This is a genomic window from Ruegeria sp. CDSC052, assembly GCF_059610685.1.
The window spans coordinates 41,837-60,617 of the sequence record NZ_JBXWOB010000019.1; the positions used below are offsets into that span (position 1 = coordinate 41,837).

General features: G+C 59.4%; 17 protein-coding genes. 6 read left to right on the plus strand and 11 right to left on the minus strand.

All coding sequences use genetic code 11. From position 1 onward, the window contains the following. Window position 1: 1 nt before the first annotated feature. The 4 genes from AC2FIM_RS19505 to AC2FIM_RS19520 form a co-directional block, all read right to left on the minus strand. Window positions 2-259, minus strand: a complete 258-nt coding sequence (locus AC2FIM_RS19505) for a hypothetical protein (RefSeq protein WP_271950685.1) — start codon at window positions 257-259, stop codon at window positions 2-4. Between the two features lie 2 nt (window positions 260-261). Further along, a complete protein-coding gene (locus AC2FIM_RS19510; protein WP_142637525.1) occupies window positions 262-1,248 on the minus strand; it encodes a branched-chain amino acid ABC transporter permease in 987 nt (328 codons plus the stop codon). Window positions 1,249-1,325: 77 nt separating this feature from the next. Further along, a complete protein-coding gene (locus AC2FIM_RS19515; RefSeq protein WP_496708349.1) occupies window positions 1,326-2,144 on the minus strand; it encodes an ABC transporter ATP-binding protein in 819 nt (272 codons plus the stop codon). A 78-nt stretch (window positions 2,145-2,222) separates the two neighbouring features. Beyond that, complete coding sequence (locus tag AC2FIM_RS19520; protein ID WP_496679343.1) at window positions 2,223-4,166, minus strand: AMP-binding protein; 1,944 nt, start codon at window positions 4,164-4,166, stop codon at window positions 2,223-2,225. Window positions 4,167-4,741: 575 nt separating this feature from the next. Here AC2FIM_RS19520 and nadA point away from each other — a divergent pair. From nadA to nadC, 3 genes are read left to right on the plus strand one after another with little or no spacing between them, the layout of a single operon-like run. Continuing rightward, on the plus strand, window positions 4,742-5,794 hold the full coding sequence (nadA, locus tag AC2FIM_RS19525; RefSeq protein WP_496679315.1) for a quinolinate synthase NadA: 1,053 nt from the start codon (window positions 4,742-4,744) through the stop codon (window positions 5,792-5,794). 6 nt (window positions 5,795-5,800) lie between these two features. Continuing rightward, window positions 5,801-7,369, plus strand: a complete 1,569-nt coding sequence (locus AC2FIM_RS19530; protein ID WP_496679318.1) for an L-aspartate oxidase — start codon at window positions 5,801-5,803, stop codon at window positions 7,367-7,369. Then, window positions 7,366-8,220, plus strand: a complete 855-nt coding sequence (nadC, locus tag AC2FIM_RS19535; RefSeq protein ID WP_496679320.1) for a carboxylating nicotinate-nucleotide diphosphorylase — start codon at window positions 7,366-7,368, stop codon at window positions 8,218-8,220. The genes AC2FIM_RS19530 and nadC overlap by 4 nt, the downstream gene beginning before the upstream one ends. 41 nt (window positions 8,221-8,261) lie before the next feature. Here the strand turns inward: nadC and AC2FIM_RS19540 are convergent, their stop codons facing one another. The 5 genes from AC2FIM_RS19540 to AC2FIM_RS19560 all read right to left on the minus strand — a co-directional run bounded on the left by AC2FIM_RS19540 (window position 8,262) and on the right by AC2FIM_RS19560 (window position 12,960). Then, a complete protein-coding gene (locus AC2FIM_RS19540) occupies window positions 8,262-9,236 on the minus strand; it encodes a hypothetical protein (protein WP_496679323.1) in 975 nt (324 codons plus the stop codon). A 91-nt stretch (window positions 9,237-9,327) separates the two neighbouring features. Further along, on the minus strand, window positions 9,328-9,780 hold the full coding sequence (locus AC2FIM_RS19545) for an SRPBCC family protein (protein WP_142637510.1): 453 nt from the start codon (window positions 9,778-9,780) through the stop codon (window positions 9,328-9,330). 144 nt (window positions 9,781-9,924) lie between these two features. Next, window positions 9,925-11,463 (minus strand): tripartite tricarboxylate transporter permease, encoded by a 1,539-nt coding sequence (locus AC2FIM_RS19550; RefSeq protein WP_142637508.1) that lies wholly within the window; start codon window positions 11,461-11,463, stop codon window positions 9,925-9,927. A 10-nt stretch (window positions 11,464-11,473) separates the two neighbouring features. Next, window positions 11,474-11,905: a tripartite tricarboxylate transporter TctB family protein gene (locus tag AC2FIM_RS19555; RefSeq protein WP_142637505.1), complete on the minus strand. Its 432-nt coding sequence runs from the start codon at window positions 11,903-11,905 to the stop codon at window positions 11,474-11,476. Between the two features lie 86 nt (window positions 11,906-11,991). Next, a complete protein-coding gene (locus AC2FIM_RS19560; RefSeq protein ID WP_142637503.1) occupies window positions 11,992-12,960 on the minus strand; it encodes a Bug family tripartite tricarboxylate transporter substrate binding protein in 969 nt (322 codons plus the stop codon). 147 nt (window positions 12,961-13,107) lie between these two features. Between AC2FIM_RS19560 and AC2FIM_RS19565 the strand changes: the two genes are divergently transcribed. From AC2FIM_RS19565 to AC2FIM_RS19575, 3 genes are read left to right on the plus strand one after another with little or no spacing between them, the layout of a single operon-like run. Continuing rightward, window positions 13,108-13,779, plus strand: a complete 672-nt coding sequence (locus AC2FIM_RS19565; RefSeq protein WP_496679327.1) for a response regulator transcription factor — start codon at window positions 13,108-13,110, stop codon at window positions 13,777-13,779. Then, entirely contained in the window at window positions 13,772-15,169 is a 1,398-nt protein-coding gene (locus AC2FIM_RS19570) for a sensor histidine kinase (RefSeq protein ID WP_496679329.1), read from the plus strand. The genes AC2FIM_RS19565 and AC2FIM_RS19570 overlap by 8 nt, the downstream gene beginning before the upstream one ends. After that, the gene (locus AC2FIM_RS19575; protein WP_142637498.1) at window positions 15,166-16,200 is read left to right on the plus strand and encodes an ABC transporter substrate-binding protein; all 1,035 of its coding nucleotides are present in this window, start codon (window positions 15,166-15,168) and stop codon (window positions 16,198-16,200) included. The genes AC2FIM_RS19570 and AC2FIM_RS19575 overlap by 4 nt, the downstream gene beginning before the upstream one ends. Here AC2FIM_RS19575 and AC2FIM_RS19580 read toward each other — a convergent pair. Continuing rightward, window positions 16,197-17,693 (minus strand): heme biosynthesis protein HemY, encoded by a 1,497-nt coding sequence (locus AC2FIM_RS19580; protein ID WP_496679336.1) that lies wholly within the window; start codon window positions 17,691-17,693, stop codon window positions 16,197-16,199. The two genes, AC2FIM_RS19575 and AC2FIM_RS19580, sit on opposite strands and share 4 nt — an antisense overlap. A gap of 10 nt (window positions 17,694-17,703) precedes the next feature. Continuing rightward, window positions 17,704-18,781 (minus strand): COG4223 family protein (locus AC2FIM_RS19585; RefSeq protein WP_281973880.1); only part of this gene is annotated, 1,078 nt, incomplete at its 5' end.

An 18,781-nucleotide genomic window follows, 5' to 3' on the forward strand; every position in this document is an offset into this window, starting at 1 on the left:
CTTACTTTCCCCATTCTTCCTGCGCCCGGTCGCGGGCAGCAGTGTTCAGTTGGCTGGAGCCTTTGGCATATCCGCTCGCCTCTGAGGCGCGCACAAGTTTCATGTAGGCCATGACACCCGTGACCAACCCAGCAAAAGCCAGGATCGCGGCAATCGTCAGTTGGCTGTCGGTCAGATCGTCCGAGGTCAGGGCGATATACCCAAACGCCCAGAACCCGGCCCATGCGATCACGTTGAGAATGGCGATGAGCTTGGTCATGACTACACCCTTTCGATGATCTTCTCGCCGAACAGGCCCTGCGGCCGGAACACAAGGAAGATCAGCGCAAGCACGTAGGCAAACCAGTTCTCGGTCGCACCGCCAACCATCGGGCCAATGGCGAACTCGAACAGTTTCTCACCCACACCGATGATCAACCCTCCGACGATGGCTCCGGGGATCGAGGTAAACCCGCCCAGCATCAGCACCGGCAACGCTTTGAGCGCGATCAGCGACAGTGAGAACTGCACGCCAGACTTGGTGCCCCACATGATGCCCGCGACCAGCGCTACAAACCCGGCCACAGACCAGACCATGATCCAGATGAAATTCAACGAAATCCCCACCGACAGCGCCGCCTGATGGTCATCCGCCACAGCGCGCATCGCCCGGCCCTGCTTGGTATATTGGCTGAACACAACCAGCGCTGCCACCAGCAGCGCCGCAATTACCGTTGCCACAATGTCCAGATTGTCGATGAAGAACCCATAGCCGAAGACGTTAAAGGTCGCCTCATCGAGCCAGAGGTTGATGCCCTGCGGCAGGCCTACATCCAGCGTCTTGATCTCGGACCCCCACATCAGGTCGGCCACGCCCTCAAGGAAATAGGCCAGCCCGATGGTGGCCATGAACAGGATGATCGGCTCTTGGCCAACCAGATGGCGCATCACGAACCGCTGCACCGCCCAAGCCAGCAGAACCATCACCGCCATAGTCAGAATAATCGCCAGCAGCGCAGGGACACTCCAGCCAAAGTAATGGATATGCGTCCCGAAAGTCGCATTGATCAGATGTGCAAACGGCACCTGCCCGTTCATGATTCCGACCAGAGTCATCGCGGCAAACAGGGCCATAACCCCTTGCGCATAATTGAAAATCCCTGACGCCTTGTAGATCAGCACAAAGCCCAGCGCGACCAGCGCATAGAGCACCCCGGCCATAAGACCGTTGAGGATGACTTCCATCGCAAATACGAGTTGTTCAGGCATCCTATGTCCTCCGAACAGATTTCATCTGGCGCGTCATCCCGGAAAATTCGTCGAATTTTCTCAGCCCGTTCCGTAGATCAGTCATGGCTCACCCCCAGATAGGCATCGATGACTTCCTGATTGTTGCGCACCTCATCAGGCGTGCCGTCGCCGATCTTCTTGCCGTAATCCATCACGACCACCCGATCGCTCAGATCCATCACCACGCCCATGTCATGTTCGATCAGGGCGATCGTGGTGCCGAATTCATCATTCACGTCGAGGATAAAGCGGCTCATGTCCTCTTTCTCTTCAACATTCATCCCGGCCATCGGCTCATCCAGCAGCAACAGCTTGGGTTCAGCGGCCAGCGCCCGGGCCAGTTCGACACGCTTTTTCAAGCCGTAGGGCAGGCGTGAAACGGGCGTCTTGCGGATATGCTGGATTTCGAGAAAGTCGATGATCCGTTCGACCGCCTCGCGGTTTTCGGTCTCTTCGACCTCGGCCTTACCCTTCCACCAAGCCTGCTGCAGGATATTGGTCTTCATATAGTTCAGGCGCCCGGTCATGACGTTGTCCAAAACGCTCATCCCTTCGAACAGGGCGATGTTCTGGAATGTTCGTGCAATCCCCTGCCGCGCGACCTCATAGGGCCGCATTGGAGGGCGCTTGGCCCCGTGAAACCAGACCTCGCCCTCTTGTGGGACATAGAACCCCGAGATTACGTTCAACATCGAGGACTTACCCGCCCCGTTTGGACCGATAATGGCGCGGATCTCACCCTCACGGATGTCGAACGAGATATCCTTGATCGCCACCACACCGCCAAAGCGCAGAGTGATGTTCTTCATCTCCATCACGATGCCGCCGATCTTGCGGCCGTCTTCGGTGACATATCCTTCGGAACTATCCAACATCAGCCCCTCCTTGACTTACGCAATACACGGAATGGCGGGCGGGCGATGACCATAGGTCGAGCGGCGCAGGACCGGACTTCATTCCGCCGCTACCTTGTGTTGCGCGACCGTTACAACCGGCGCATCCACGATCTCAAGTGTGGCACTGATCGAACCCTTGCGGCCGTCCTCATAGGTCACCTCGGTCGTGGTCGAAACGCTTGAAGACCCGTCATAAAGCGCGGTGATGATGTCGTGGAATTTCTCTTCGACAAAGCCCCGGCGCACCTTGCGGGTTCGGGTCATCTCACCGTCATCCGCATCCAGTTCCTTGTGCAGCACCACAAAGCGATGCACCTGACAGCCCGACAGCATTTCATCGGCGGCGACCGATTTGTTGACCGCTTCCACATGGGACTTGATTGTCTCTAACACTTGCGGATGTGCCGTCAGTTCCTGATAGGACCCATAGGCGACGTTGTTGCGCTCGGCCCAGTTCCCCACGGCGGTAAGGTCGATATTGATGAACGCCACGCAGCGATCCTTGCCATTGCCGAACAGCACGACCTCAAGAATATCGGGATAGAACTTCAGCTTGTTCTCAACATATTTCGGCGCAAACATCGAGCCGTCGACCATTTTTCCGACGTCCTTGGCCCGATCAATGATCCGCAGATGACCGCTGCTTTCCTCAATGAACCCGGCATCACCCGTGGCCACCCAACCCTCGGCATCCTTGGTCGAGGCGGTCGAGTCCGGGTTGTTGTAATATTCGACAAACACACCTGGCGAGCGATAGTAGATCTCGCCCGTTTCGGCGATCTTCAGCTCGACATCTGGCGCGGGCACACCAACCGTATCGGCGCGCACCTCGCCATCGGGCTGCACGGTGATGAAGACCGTCGCCTCGGTCTGCCCATAAAGCTGCTTCAGGTTAATCCCCAGCGAGCGGTAGAAATCGAAAATCTCAGGCCCGATCGCCTCGCCTGCCGTATAACCGACCCGGAACCGGCCATACCCCAGCGTATCCTTCAGCGGCCCATAGACCAGCAGATTGCCCAGCGCGTATTTGATCCGATCACCAAACCCGACCGCTTTGCCATCCAGCAGTAACCCACCCACCTTTTTGGCATGGGCCATAAAATGGTGGAACATACGCTGCTTCAGCTTGCCCGCATCTTCCATCCGGATCATGACGTTGGTCAGCTGCGTTTCAAATACCCGCGGCGGGGCAAAGAAATAGGTCGGACCGATCTCGCGCAGGTCGGTTATCATCGTGTCAGCGCTTTCGGGACAATTCACACAGAATCCGCACCAATAGGCCTGACCGATGGAAAAGATGAAATCACCCACCCAAGCCATCGGCAGATAGGACAGGATGTCCTCATTCCGGGTCAGGTGGTCAAACTCTGCAGAATTCTTGGCGCTTTCGATCACATTGCGGTTCGACAGCACCACGCCTTTCGGCTTGCCTGTGGTGCCCGAGGTATACAGCATCACACAAGTGTCGTCATAGGTGATCGCAGCGATACGCGCGTCCAGCTCGGCATCAAAGCGAGCATGACCTGCGCTGCCTTCGGCCTTGATGTCGTCAAGCGCGTTCATCTGGGAATGATCATATTTCCGCATCCCACGCTTGTCAGTGTAGAGGATGTGTTTGATCTGGTGAACTTTTTCCTGAATCTCGATGACCTTATCGACCTGTTCCTGGTCACCGCAGACGACATATTTCGCCCCGCAATGTTCCATCACATATGTCATCTCTTCGGCGACCGCGTCCTGATAGAGCGGCACCGGAATCGCACCCACCATTTGGGCCGCAACCATCGACCAGTAATGCGCCGGGCGGTTCCGGCCTATGACGGCGATATGGTCGCCCTTCTCAACGCCAATCTCAAGAAACCCCAGCGCAATGGCGCGGATTTCCTTGGCCGCCTCGGCCCAGGTCCAGCATTGCCAGATCCCGAATTCCTTTTCGCGATAGGCCGGGGCATCCCCGAACTGAATCACATTGCGGTGTAGCAGCGCCGGAAGAGACTGCATCCCTTCAGCGCCTGACTGCGTCTGAGTCAATCTTTTTCTCCTCCCCACCCGGCCCCTCCCCGGGCCGGAAATGGCGGGTCCGGGTCTGGCCCGGACGCCAACGCCCCGATTAAGGGACGTCGACACGATCAGCGTCAAGTTTTGCCTGATGTTTTCTCAATTCTTACGAAATGTAACAAGTTGGGCCGTGCCGCCCGGGCCATACACCTCGTCAGAGACCCGGCCCGAGATGACCACAAGCTGTTCCGCGAACCGCAAATTTGCAGCAGGTAAGCGCGTTCATCCACGCATACCGGTATTGGCTAGGGGTTTTGTATGTTTACCGCGCCTGGAATTCACCGTATGCATCCCGCAACTGAGTAGGACATTCAGAGCGGTTTTTCATGCCGATTTGCTATGCATGTGTATCGACCGAAGGCATCGGTTATGCGGAATGATCCAGATCGCATGACCAAAACCGCTCGAATTGTGCGATCAGAGGCGTGCGCCTTTGAAATCAACCGTTTTCTTGGACGGTCGGGCAGCACGAATTCCGACCCCCTTCCCACCCCAATACGCAAGGCAGGACTGCCGAGATGAATGTCACTCACCAGAGCATCACCAATGTGCTTTCTCAGCATTATGACCTGACACCTTCGACCGGATTGGTCGCGGATATGCAGGATATCTATGCACGGATGGACCGGGTGGTGGCGCCACCGGATTTCGCAATCTATGCGCCCTATATCAAGGCGATCAATGCGCTCAAGAAAGAGCGGGACGCAGTCATTCTGGGCCACAATTACATGACGCCTGAAATCTTTCATGGCGTGTCGGATTTCGTGGGTGACAGCTTGCAGCTGGCAATGAAGGCCAGCGACGTCGAAGCCGATGTGATCGTGCAGGCGGGCGTGCATTTCATGGCCGAAACCTCGAAAATCCTGAGCCCCCAGAAAACCGTGCTGATGCCAGACATGGCCGCGGGTTGTTCGCTGGCCGAAAGCATCACCGCCGAGGGGATTGACGAGATGCGCGCCAAATATCCCGGCGCGCCGGTCGTCTCTTATGTGAACACCACCGCCGAGGTGAAGGCGGCATCCGATATCTGCTGCACATCGTCCAATGCCGTTCAGATCGTCGATGCGATGGAATCCGACACCGTCATCATGACGCCGGACCAGTATCTGGCGCAGAACGTGGCAAATGAAAGCCGCAAGAACATCGTGTACTGGCCGGGCTCGTGCATCGTGCATGAACAATACACAGCGCAGGACCTGCGCGATTTTCGCAAATGGAATCCGGGCACGCGGTTGATTGCCCACCCGGAATGCCCGCCCGAAGTGGTGGCCGAGGCCGATTTCTCTGGCTCGACCAGCGGGATCATCAAATATGTCAGCACCGAAAAGCCCGAAAAGGCGATGCTGATCACCGAATGCTCGATGGCCTCGAACATCGCCGATGAACTGCCCGAGGTCGACTTTGTCGGCCCCTGCAACATGTGCCCCTACATGAAGAAGATCACGCTGCAAAAAATCCTCTATGTGCTGCACACGATGGAAGGTCAGGTCGAGGTTGACGCCGAGATCGCGGAAAAAGCGCGCCATTCGGTGCAGGCGATGATCGACCTGTCGCGAAAGCTGGGTCTCTGATCCGAGATGGAAACCCTCACCACCGACCGCGTTATCATCGTGGGCGCCGGGCTGGGCGCGCTCTATGCTGCGCTAAAACTGGCCCCGCATCCGGTGGTGATGATCTCTCCTGAAGCGTTGGGCGAGGGTGCTAGTTCTGCCTGGGCGCAGGGGGGAGTGGCTGCGGCGATGGACGCTGATGACAGCCCGGAAAGCCACGCGGACGACACCGTGAATGCCGGTGCGGGCACCGTTGATCCGCAGGTGGCTGAATTGGTGACGCGTCAGGCGCGCGACTATATTCTGGACCTGACCACGCTGGGCACGCCTTTCGACCGGACCGCGGGCGGCGATTACGTGCTGTCGCGCGAGGCCGCGCACAGCTTTGCCCGTGTCGTCCGGGTCAAGGGCGATCAGGCAGGCGCGCAGATCATGGCCGCCCTGATCGAACAGGTGCACGAAACCCCGTCGATCCAGGTTCTGGAGGGCACCATGGCCCTTGGGCTGGACTTCGAAGACGGGCGCGTTACCGGCGTCAGCATTCAGCGTGCGGATAATGGCGGGTCAGCCCCGGTGATGCTGCGCGGGGCTGCGGTTTTGCTGGCCGGGGGCGGGTCAGGCGGGCTCTATGCGCTGACAACCAACCCGCCGCGTATTCGCGGGCAGGTGATTGGCATGGCGGCACGCGCGGGGGCGCTGATTGCGGATGCCGAATTTGTCCAGTTCCACCCCACCGCGATGGATGTAGGTGAAGACCCCGCGCCGCTGGCGACCGAAGCGCTGCGCGGTGAAGGGGCCATTTTGATCAACCGTCATGGCGCGCGGTTCATGCAGGCCATCCACCCGGATGCCGAGCTTGCCCCGCGCGACGTCGTCGCCCGCGCCATCTATGCGCAGGTTCAGGCGGGCAACCGTCCCATGCTGGACACGCGCGAGGTTCTGGGCGAGGCGATCAAGGCACAGTTCCCCTCGGTCGCCGAATATTGCGCCCGCAATGGCATCGACCCGGCGCAGGAACCCATCCCCGTTGCCCCCGCTGCGCATTACCACATGGGTGGCATCGCGACCGAAACCAGCGGATGCGCCAGTATCGACGGCTTATGGGTCTGCGGTGAGGCATCCTCGACCGGGTTGCACGGTGCCAACCGTCTGGCCTCGAACGGTCTGCTTGAGGCACTGGTCTACGCCCGCATCTGCGCGGAAGGCATCGCCCGGACCCTGCCAACACCTAGCGCGACGCCGCCGCTGGAAATCACCTTTCAGGACGGCGGCACCCCATCTGACCCTGCCGCCGTGACAGAGCTGCGCCAGACCATGACCCGCTATGTTGGCGTTATCCGTGATCGCAAGGGCCTGATCAAAGCGCTTGGTATCATCGCGCGGCTAGAGGCAGCAAACAGCGACAACCCGTCTTTCCTGAACATGTGCGCCACCGCCACTTTAATCGCGGCGGGCGCTTTGGCGCGCGAAGAAAGCCGCGGCGCGCATGAACGATCCGATTTCCCCGACCCCTCGGCCGGACCCGGCAAACGATCCGAGATGTACCTTTCCCAAGCACTCGCCATCCGCGCGCAGGCCTGCAAGGAGCAATCATGAGCTTCTCTACCGTTCCCGATCTTGTCCTTGAACCGATGATCCGCATTGCCCTGATGGAAGATCTTGGCAGCTATGGCGACGTCACCACCCGCGCGGTGATCCCGGCGGATACCACCTATGATGCTTGCCTGAACGCGCGCGAGGATGCGGTCGTGTCCGGCATGCAAGTCGCGGCGCTGGCGTTTCGCCTGATCGACCCTTCATTGGACATCACCACGCATATTGCCGATGGCCAACCCTGTAAGGCAGGCGATACGCTGATGACCATCAAGGGATCGGCCGCCTCAATCCTGTCGGGCGAACGGGTGGCCCTGAACTTTGCCGGTCGCCTGACCGGGATCGCCACAAAGACCGCCGGCTTCGTGGCTAAAACTAAAGGCACAAATGCCCGCGTCACCTGCACCCGCAAAACAACCCCCGGCCTGCGTCTGGTTGAAAAACTGGCCGTGCTGCATGGCGGCGGGTTCAACCACCGATACTCTCTGTCAGATGCGATCCTGATCAAGGACAACCACATCGCAGCCGCTGGCGGGGTGCGTCAGGTGCTGGAGGCCACCAAGGCCCATGCCAGCCACATGATGGCCGTCGAGATCGAGGTCGACCGTCTGGACCAACTGGCCCAAGTGCTTGAGGTCGGAGGCGCCTCGGTCGTCCTGTTAGACAATATGGACAATGACATGCTGCGCGAGGCGGTGGCGATGGTGGATGGCAGGCTCAAGACCGAAGCCTCGGGCAATGTGAAGCTGGATCGCATCGCCTCAATCGCGGCAACGGGTGTTGACTATATCTCTTCAGGTGCATTGACCCATTCGGCGCGCACCGTGGATTTGGGATTGGACTTTCCGGTCTAGACCACGGTCGCGCGTCAGCACTGGCACATGGGCTACAGCTGCTAACCCTGTGCAGAAAGCTCCACCATTTCCCTGTGCCGGTCCCGCGCCTGCCCCTGTACACGCTTGACGAAGGGCTGAGGCAGCTCCGGGCCAAGGTGCGTCCCATATTTTTCGCAGGATTTATCACCGATCAGCTCAGCGAACCTGACCCATGTCCGAAAGGCAAAAACGTCCCGCAAGCTGAGGATCGGTTTGGAATTGCTTGGTCTTTCCGGGGCAGGCATCGGAATGTCCGTGAAATACGCCTCTTCGATCCCGCTCCAATCGGATGGTGTTTCAAAGTCGTCCCCCGCACCATCGGAATACTTAAACGCGGGGTATTCCATACTGTATTCAGAACATCCGTGGGATATTTTTGAGTGAACCCCAGTGATCTCAAATTCCGCCTGTGCGGCACGGAAAATCGCAAGACACTCTTTCGCCTCTGCGATCGACTCACAATAGATATACGCCTTATAGGGAAACTTGACCGCTTCGCGCAGCTCGATCATGCTTTTTCTGGCATTGTCCCTGGGCAGCTGCAGGTTGAGCAGCAAGAAATAGACCTGAAACATCCCCTCAAGGTTCTCAGGCAGGATCTGCACCTTGTAGCACTCGTGGCACAGTCCACAAATCACCTTGGTTTCTTCAAAGAAATTCAGGCGTTGGCCGCAATTCCCATGCTCGCCATTGATGGTGATGGTTTGACCCACATAGATCTGGGCGATGGGCACGGCCAACTGGATTTTCTGTGTGTCCAGGGCTTTCATCCAACCAGAATAGGCGGCGGTCTGCCGTCCGGTGTCGACCAGGGCTGCCTGCCAGCCCTTTTTCAACCCGCCCGTCACCTCAAGCTGCGCTTTGCTGTAGGCGCCCAGATGCTGTTTCGGTAGGTTGGAGTATTCCAGCATCGTCACAAGCTGCCGGATGGCCTGTCGGTCATTGGGCTTGAGTGAAACCCGCTTCTCAAGACGTTCCAGCTGCGCGTAATCCATCACTCTGGCCTCCTGCTTCGGGTTTGGCCCGCCAGTTTTTCTTGTGATTGCGCCGAATGAGGTCGCCGTCAACTGAAATGCGCGAAACTGGCTAGCTGCCGGATTGTTCTGAGACGATCTCTCCGAGCCGGGTAAAGAATTTCCCCGACAGTTTCTTGGCAGTCCCGGCAATCAAACGGCTGCCAAGCTGGGCGATCTTGCCGCCGACATCCACCTTAGCAGTATAGGCAAGAACCGTCTCGGACCCGTCTTCGGTCAGGGTCACATCGGCACCGCCCTTGGCAAACCCCGCAGCCCCGCCCTTGCCCTCGCCCTGCAGCGAAAATCCGTCCGGTGCCTTGGATTTATCCAGCGTGACCTGACCCGCGAACCGCGCTTTCACCGGACCGATTTTCAGAACCACCTTTGCCTCAAGGTCTTGCGGCGAAGATTGGGTCAGCTCTTCGCAGCCGGGGATACATTCCTGCAGGATATCGGGGTTGTTCAGCGCCTCATACACCACGTCCCGCGGGGCAGCGATGCGGATTTCGTCACTGAGTTCCATTCTGGCATCCTTCGCACAACAGCTTTGTGCCTATCAATAACGCGGTTTTTGCCAAATGTTTCAATTTTTTGTTTCAGATCAGGATACGCGACCCCAAATCTTACCTAATCGGGCGCCACCGGTTTGCGGTGACGCCCAATGCGGTCAGTCGCTGATCGCGCCCTCTTCGTCGCGGCGCTGATGCATCTTGGCTTTGACACGCGCGCCTACAATCAGAGGCAGAACAAATCCGATCAGGGCAATGGACCACAAGCCGATGGCCAGCGGGCTGTCAACCAGCGTCCACCAGTTGCCATTGTCGATGGTGACCGCACGGCGCAGGTTATTCTCCATCGAGTTGCCCAGCAGCGTGCCCAGAATGATCGGCACCAGCGGCACGTCCAGCTTGCGCAGAACCCAGCCCATGACACCGAACCCGATCATCACCAGCAGATCAAAGCTGGACCCCGAGATGCCGTAAATACCCACAAAGCTGACCATCGCCACGACGGGCATCAGGATACGCGAGGGCACCATCAGGACGCGGGTGAACAGGCCCACCATCGGGATATTCATCGCGAGCAACATAAAGTTGGCAATGAACAGTGCCGCAATCAGGCCCCAGACCACATCCGGGTTCTGGGTGAACAGCAGCGGTCCGGGCGTGATATTCAGCGCCAACAGAACCGCCAGCAGCACGGCGGTGGTCCCTGACCCCGGCACGCCCAGCGCCAGCATCGGCACCAAGGCCCCCCCGGCGGCGGCGTTGTTGCCGGCCTCGGGCGCGGCGACGCCACGCGGATCACCGGTGCCAAATGTGTTGTCCTTGTCGACCAACCGTTTCTCCATCGAATAGGAAATAAACGAGCCCAAAGACGCCCCGGCCCCCGGCAGAACCCCCGCCAGAAAGCCCAGGAATGAGGTGCGCAGCATGGTCGGCATGCATTGCTTGATCATCGACATCGGCGGGTAAAGCCGCCCGATATTCAACTTGCGCCCAGCGGCATCCGATCCGCCATGACGGTTTTCCAGAAAGATGAACACTTCGGACAGTGCAAACAGGCCGACAATGGCGACAAGGAAATCCAGCCCATCATACAGGTGCACCTCACCAAAGGTGAACCGAGGCACGCCGGTCTGGGTATCGACACCAATGGTCGCCAACCCAAGGCCCAGCGCAGCGGCAAAAGCCGATTTCGCCTGATTGGTCGAGGACACGCCGCCCAGCGTCATGAAGGCCAGCGCGAACAGGGCGAAATACTCAGCCGGTCCAAACAGCAACGCGATCTTGACCAGCTGCGGCGCCAGAAAGATCAGGCCCCATGTGGCCAGAAACGCACCAATGAATGAGGCGATACCGGACAGCGAGAGCGCCTCGCCCGCAAGGCCTTTTTTGGCCATCGGATGCCCGTCCAAGCAGGTCATCATCGCAGGCTCGTCCCCAGGGATGTTCAGCAGGATCGATGAGATTCTCCCGCCATACATTGCCCCATAATAAACACTGGTCAGCAGGATCAGAGACGGCGTCGCGCCCAGCCCCAGCGTGAACGCAAGAGGGATCAAAATGGCCACGCCGTTCGACGGTCCCAGACCGGGCAACGCGCCCATGATCGTGCCCAGAAAACAACCCAACAGGGCCAGCAACAGGTTTTGCCATGTCAGCGCGATAGCGAATCCATCGCCAAGGGATGCAAGAGTTTCCATGACGTTCCCCTTAGAAACCCAATGGTCCGCGAGCCAGTGACAGGCCCAGAACCAGATGGAAGATGACGTAGATACCGACAGAAGTACCGATTCCGACCACTACGCTTTCGATCGGACCAGATCCCAGCCGCCAAGCCAGGTAAGCCGCAGCAAAGGCGGTAGAGATTACAAATCCCAGAACCGGCAACAGCTCGGCATAGAAGATCATCACGACTACAGCGGCGCCGACTTCGACCAGCCGGCCCAGCGCGGGCCACTCGGGCTCGGCATCCGGGCGCAACGCGATGACCGCGCTGGAAAGGCCAAGGATGGCGGCGACAATCAGTGGAAAGGCCTTGGGGCCAACCGCGTCTGACAGAAAGCTCTCTTCAATCGCCAGCGCTGACAGGGCAAAGCCGATGGCAAGAAGAATGCCGAAGACCCCGAATATGCGATCACTCATGGGTATCTCCTATGTAAGGGAAGTATGGGTCTGGTCGGGGTGCCGCGCGCCCGGCGCGACACCCCGCTCTCAGGTGAGTGCTGGTCTTATTTGATGATCCCGATCTCTTTCGAGATGGTCTGGATCTGACCCACGGATTGCGCAACAAAATCCTGGAAAGCTGCGCCTTGCAGGTCCAGCGGGGCCAGACCATTGGCGGCCATGACCTCTTTCCATTCATCCGAGGCGTAAAGATCACCGATCTTACCAACCCAATCGCCATAGGCCTCATCGCTCATTCCGCCAGGGGCGTAGAACCCGCGCCAGTTTGCGCCGATGGCATCAATGCCCTGTTCCTTGGCCGTCGGGAAATCAGCGAATTCGCCGGGCAGACGTTCAGGCGCCAATACGGCGATGACTTTGATATCGCCCGAGTCGACAAAACCCTTGGCTTCCGAGATGTCACCGGTAAAGGCTTGAACCGAACCGGCCAACAGCTGGGTCACAGCTTCGCCGCCGCCATCAAAGGCGATGTATTTGACCGACCGTACGTCCTCGATGCCATAGGCATTGGCCGCGATCAGAACCTTCAGGTGATCCCAACCGCCCACGGCGGAACCGCCCGCCACGGACACAGACGTCGGATCGGATTTGATCTGATCCAACAGGTCGGGCAGCGTGTTAACCGCGCTATCGGCTGCAACGGCGATCACGCCATAATCCGCACCGATGGCCGCTAGCCAACGCACCTGATCCATGGTGTTGCCTGGATAGGCGCCCTGCGCCAGGCGGGTCGCCGTGGCTGCGCTGGCCGCTACGATCAGCTCATTATCCTCGCCGCGCTTGTTGACGACCTCGGCAAAGGCAACACCGCCACCGCCGCCGGCCAGGTTCACAACCTGCATGGTCTGGTCGATCAGACCCAGATCCTGCAGAGATTTACCGACCTGACGGCAGGTGAAATCCCAACCGCCGCCGGGGTTGGCCGGGGCAATACATTCCTGTGCGCTGGCGCTCACGCCGGACAGGGCAAAAACAGCAGCCGCAATCGCGCCGCTTGTTCCAAACAGTTTCATTCGTGTCTCCTCCTCTGGTCTTTTTGGGCTGCGTCCTGCAACCGAAACCTGTTCCCGCAAGGGACTGTCCTTGCGGGCTGGTACTGTTTACAGAATAATGCTGTCACGAACCTGTCACAGAAATTCAGGGCAGGGCGCGGGGGGACAATGCGCGTATTGATGATCGAGGATGCCGTAGATCTGGCCGAAGGCGTAATAGCTCATCTGGCGCGGTCGGGCGTTGTCTGCGATCTGGCGACCACTGTCGAATCCGCGCGTGATTTCCGCGCAGTTCAAACCTATGACGCGATGCTTTTGGATATAAACCTGCCTGACGGGTCCGGCCTGAACTTTCTGGGCAAAATCCGAGACAGCGGCGACCGCACCCCAGTGCTAATGCTGACGGCACTGACTTCGGTCGAAGATCGTGTCGCCGCTTTGGACAAAGGTGCCGACGATTATTTGGGCAAGCCTTTTGACCAGCGCGAGCTTGAGGCGCGGTTGCGCGCCCTTGTCCGGCGCGATGCCGATCGCAAAAGCGAACAGATCACGCTGGGTCCGCTGAGCTATGCCGCCAAGGATCGCAGCGCCACGCTGAACGGTAAACGCCTGAACCTAACCGCGCGCGAGGCGGCGGTCCTGGACGCCCTGATCCGGCACGAAGGTCAGTATCTGTCGAAATCACGGCTGTATAACTCGCTTTACGGGTTCGAAGACGCCGATGTGGGGGAAAACGCGATCGAGCTGTATATCGCACGGCTCCGCAAAAAATTCACCGGCAGCGCCATCAGCATTACCACCCAGCGTGGGGTGGGGTATCGGATCGGTCTGAATGACTAGGCTGCGCCTGCCCCACAGCCTGACGGCCCGCGTTCTAAGCGCGGTGGTTTTGATCCTGATTCTGGGCGGGTTTCTCGTTGGTCTGTCGATCTGGGCCAATGGTCGCCTTGCTGCGCGGCAGGCCTATGACCGGCTGCTGCTGGGCGCGGCCAGTGACATTGCCGAATCCGTTCGCATTCAAGATGGCCAACCCTTTGTCGATCTTCCAGTCTCGGCCTTTCAACTGTTGGCACAGGCGCCGGATGACCGGATTTTCTATGCGGTACAGGTGCCGGATGGCCCCTTCATCACCGGGCTGGACCGGGACACCGTGATTGAGGTGCCGCCACAAACCGGCACCACGCCGGTCTATTTCGCCTCTGATCTGAACGGGGAACCCGCCCGTTTCGTCCGCGTTACCCGCCTGTTTGCCGAGCGCGATTTCTCGGGCGAGGTGGAAATTCTGGTCGGCCAAACCCTGCGCGCGCGCCAATCCATGACCGTGGGCCTGATGCGCGATGCCTTGCTGCCCATGGCGGTGGCCGGAATGTTGCTGCTGATCATGTCGTGGTTTGTCACCCGCTCGGCCCTGCGCCCGCTTGAGGCGCTGTCCGATGACCTGACCCGTCGCGATCCTTATGACCTGACACCGATGGCCAGCGACGGGTTGCCACGCGAATTGCAGGTGATGCTAAGCGCAATGAACCGGTTCATGGGGCGGCTGGATCGGCAAGTGGACACGATGCGAAACCTGATTGCCGACACCGCCCATCAACTGCGCACACCCGTGGCCGCGATTCGGGTGCAGGCCGAGATTGCGCAGGATGATCCCGACCCTCCGGCCCGGACACGCGCGCTGGATCGGCTGCTGGGGCGCACCCGGTCACTGGGCACGCTGCTGGATCAGTTGCTGTCGCGCGCCATGGTGATCCACCGTATCGACAGCGCCCCGCGGCTGCCCGTCGACCTGCGCGAAGTGGCGCTGGACGTGCTGGAACACAGCGATCATGAATTGATGGCCCCCACTATCGAGGTGCGTCTGGAAATCGGCGATACGCCAGTTCTTGTGAATGGCGATGCCTTTTCGATCGGCGAAGCCGCCAAGAACCTGCTTGGCAACGCTCTGCGTCATGGTCTGCCACCCGTCCGTATTGGCGCCGCGCAAGAGGGCGCGCGCGCTGTTCTGTGGGTGCGCGATCAGGGGCCCGGGCCTGCGACCATAATCGCCGATCAGCTGGGGGACCGGTTCAATCGCAGCACAGGTTCGGGCGAGGATAGCACCGGCCTGGGCCTGTCCATCGTGAAATCCACCGCTGAGGCCTTTGACGGCCGAGTCGAGATGGGGCGGGATGAAACCGGGTTTCGCGCTGCGCTGAGTTTCCCGGCCAGAACAGATGAGAGCAGCACATGATCCGAGCCCTAGCCCTTGTAGCGCTGAGTTTGATTCCTTCGCTTTCGCGCGCCCAAGAAGCCATCGCAGAATTCGGCGCAGGTCAGGATCCGATGTTGATCCGGTCAACCACCGACATTGCGATCATCGCCCCCGTGCTCGAACGATTTACGGCGCTGAACCCCAATCTGCAGGTCACTTATGAACAATGGGGATCTAACGCTCTGTTCCAACACAGCCGCACGGTCTGTAAATCAGGTGAGAATCCTGCAGACATCGTGTTCTCATCCGCGATTCAACAGATGGTCTGGCTGGTGAATTCGGCCTGCGGACACCGGTTTCAATCCGACCTTACCAATGCCCTGCCCGCCGCGCGACGCTGGCGGGATGAGCTGTGGGGGATCACCACCGAACCCGCCGTCATCGTCTACAACAAGACCTTGTTACAGGATCAGAACGTCCCACGCAGCCGGTTCGCCCTGCTGGACATGATGCGAACCCAGCCGGATCTACTGCGTGGGCGCGTGGCAACCTATGACATCGCGGCCTCGGGTCTGGGTTATCTGTTTGCCTATGGAGACAGCCTTGAGGCCACGACTTTCGGCTCTTTGATCGAAGGTTTTGCACGTATCGACGCGGTGGCCACTTGCTGTTCTGCGGAAATCATCCGCGATGTGGCCAATGGGCGCTTTTTGATCGCCTATAACGTTTTGGGGTCTTATGTGGCCAATGCCAAGGCCCCGGGCATTGGGGTGATCCTGCCAGAAGACTATACTCTGGTCCTGTCACGTGCCCTGATGATCCCGCGCCAGGCGCGGAACAAACAAGCCGCCACGGAATTCTTGGATTTTCTCCTGTCGCCACAGGCGCAAACCCTGCTGGCAACTTCGGGTCTCGTCGCCCAGATGGACACAGCCGATACGGGGTTAACGCCCAGCGCCCGAAGGTTCATCGCCCTGTCGCCGGCTCTATTGGTGGCCAGAGATCAGAACCGACGGGCCGAGCTGTTCAAGCTGTGGAACGACGCCTTCGACGTGGAAAGTGCGCGCTAGGTCTTTTCGTCGATGGCCGGTTCGATATCAGGCCGAACCGGTTCGATCTCTGCCTCGATAACCTCAGGCTCATCGGCCTCGTCGACCTCATCCATATCGGTGTCGGCCTTGTCCTCAAGCGCGCCAACGATCAGCGGCAGCATGTGAACACCGGTGGCCGAGGCGATCTCTGGCGTTTGCGGCGTTTGCCAGCTGAGCGTGTCAAAGCTGTGGCAGTTCTGACAGACCGGACCCCATTCCGGCTGAATGTCATGGCAGTTGTCGCAGACCCATTGCGGCCCGCGCGGCGCGTTCAGCGCCTTTGCCAGCCAGCCCTGCACAACCACATCCGAGGCCCCTTCGCCACGTTCAATCGCTGCCATCAGCGTATAGGCGCGGGCATCAGCCTGTTTTTCGACCACATCCCCCAGCGCGCGGCGGGCTTCGGGGAAATCTTCGGCGACGATGTTCAACTCGGCCAGAATCAGGCAGGTTTCCGGATTCTGCGCGTGTATGCGGGTCAACGTCGCAAAGCGTTTGATGCGCTCGGCCGGTGATTCATCCGGTGCAATATCGGCAAAAGCATGGGCCAGATCGGGATGTGGCTGTGCCTCCCATGCTTTTTTCAGAATCTTCGTTGCGGCACGCGGCTTGCCTTTTTCGATATAGGCACGGGCGGCCATCGCAGCGGCCGGCACCAAATCAGGGGAAAGGCGGTTGGCCTCGATTGCCTGTTCCTGCTGTTCTACGGTCGAGCTTTCGTCCAGAATGCCCTTTGCCTCGGACAAGGCGAGCACCGCATCGCGGCGCTTGAACACATCGCGGGGCAAATGCCCGGATTTCAGCTTGGCGGTCAGCGTTGATCGCGCCCCAGCCCAATCCTGCGACTTGGTCTGCAGGCCCAGCAGGATATCTTGCGTTTCCTGATGGCGTGGCTTGATGGCCAATGCCTTTTCGGCCAGCTTCCGGGCGGTGTCATCATCGCCTTCGGCCAGCTTCTGCTTCATGATACCGCGCACCCCCACAAAACGCGTGGCATTATTCGTCACCAGTTTCTTATAGGTTTCAGATGCCTTTTGGGTATCGCCATTCATCTCGGCGGCCTGGGCCACCAGCAGGTTGGTCAGCTCGGGTTTGTTCAGCAGCTTTTCGGCCTTGGCGGCCTTGTTCATCGCGATCCGCCCCTCACCCGAGGCAAGCGCCATGATCCCATCGGTTAATGCCTGATATCCGCGCTGTTCCCGGCTGCGGTCGAAATAACGCGACAGGGCTGTTTCATCCCCATTGAGGAATTTCAGCGTGGCGATCAGCAGGTTCAGCAGCTTGAAGAACAGCCAGATCGCAATGATCATCACGCCCAGCGCAATGACCGATTGAAGCGGACCAAGCGTGTATTCCGTGCCACCCGCTGTGATCTGCACCCCGCCTTTGGTTTCCATAAGGAACCCGGCGCCAAGAGCCAGCAAGCCGACAATCGCAACAAAAACAAGGATCTTAAACAGTGACCACAGCATAGCAGGCCCCTCAGTTCGAGTTCGCGCTTGAGGCAAGCGCATTTGCAGAATCCACAGCAGAAACGCGCGTCTGGGCCGCCTGTTCCCACCCTTCAAATGCAGCTTTGGCTGCATCGGGCAGGGATTTCAGCTCATCCAGGGCAGCAGAGACATCTCCGCCCGACAAAGCGGCTTGAGCCCGCGACAGGACCGCATCGGGGCTGTCACCTTCTTGCGGGGTAACCGAACGTGCACCTGTCTGGCGCTGCAAAAACGCGACAATTCCGGTGCCCTTGTCCGCGTCCCGCGCATCGGCCAGCGCCGTGCGCGCAGCGGGCGCAAAGCTGTCCTGAAGTGCTGCAATCGTCGCGACACCTTCGGTTGCCGGTGCTGCCAGCGCCTCGGGAACGGTTACGCCTGCGGCCTTCAGTTCTGCAATCAGGTCGCCATAAGGTTGACCCGTATTCAACTGTTCATGCACCCGTGACAGAAGGGCTGCATTGGTCGCCGCCAGCGATTTTGCTGCAGCCTCGGCCTCGAGCGTCTGAGCGTCGGACACCATCTTTTCCACCTCGGCCCGTTGCGCGGCCAAAGAGTCTTGGAGTTTTTTCAGCTCGGCTTCGATGGCCGCGCCGGTTTCAGGTGAAGCGCCCTGCGTCAGCGCGCCACTTTCCAACTCGGCCAAACGGCTGGCAAGCGGATCAACCTTGTTGGTCAGATCGGATATGCTGGACTTCACCCCATCCAGATCAGCGGTGATTGGCGCGATTTGGCTGGTCAGCGCGTCAATCTTCTGGGACAGGTCCGACCCGTTGGTCAGAGACTTCGACAGTGTTGATATCTGATCGGATTGTGCGGTCAGCTTCGCCTCAAGCGCGGCGATTGCGTCGGACTCACCCGAGGAGAACGCGCCGCTTTGACCCAGAGCGAACCCGGCCGCCGCAGCAATCGCACCGCCAATCAGCGCCGGGATAAAGCCGCCGCGTTTTTCGACCGGCGGTTCTGCGACGGTCTGATCAGGCGACGTAAGAGCGGCTTCGGCTTCGGCTTCGGCTTCGGCTTCGGCTTCGGCTTCGGCTTCGGCTTCGGCTTCGGCTTCGGCTTCGGCT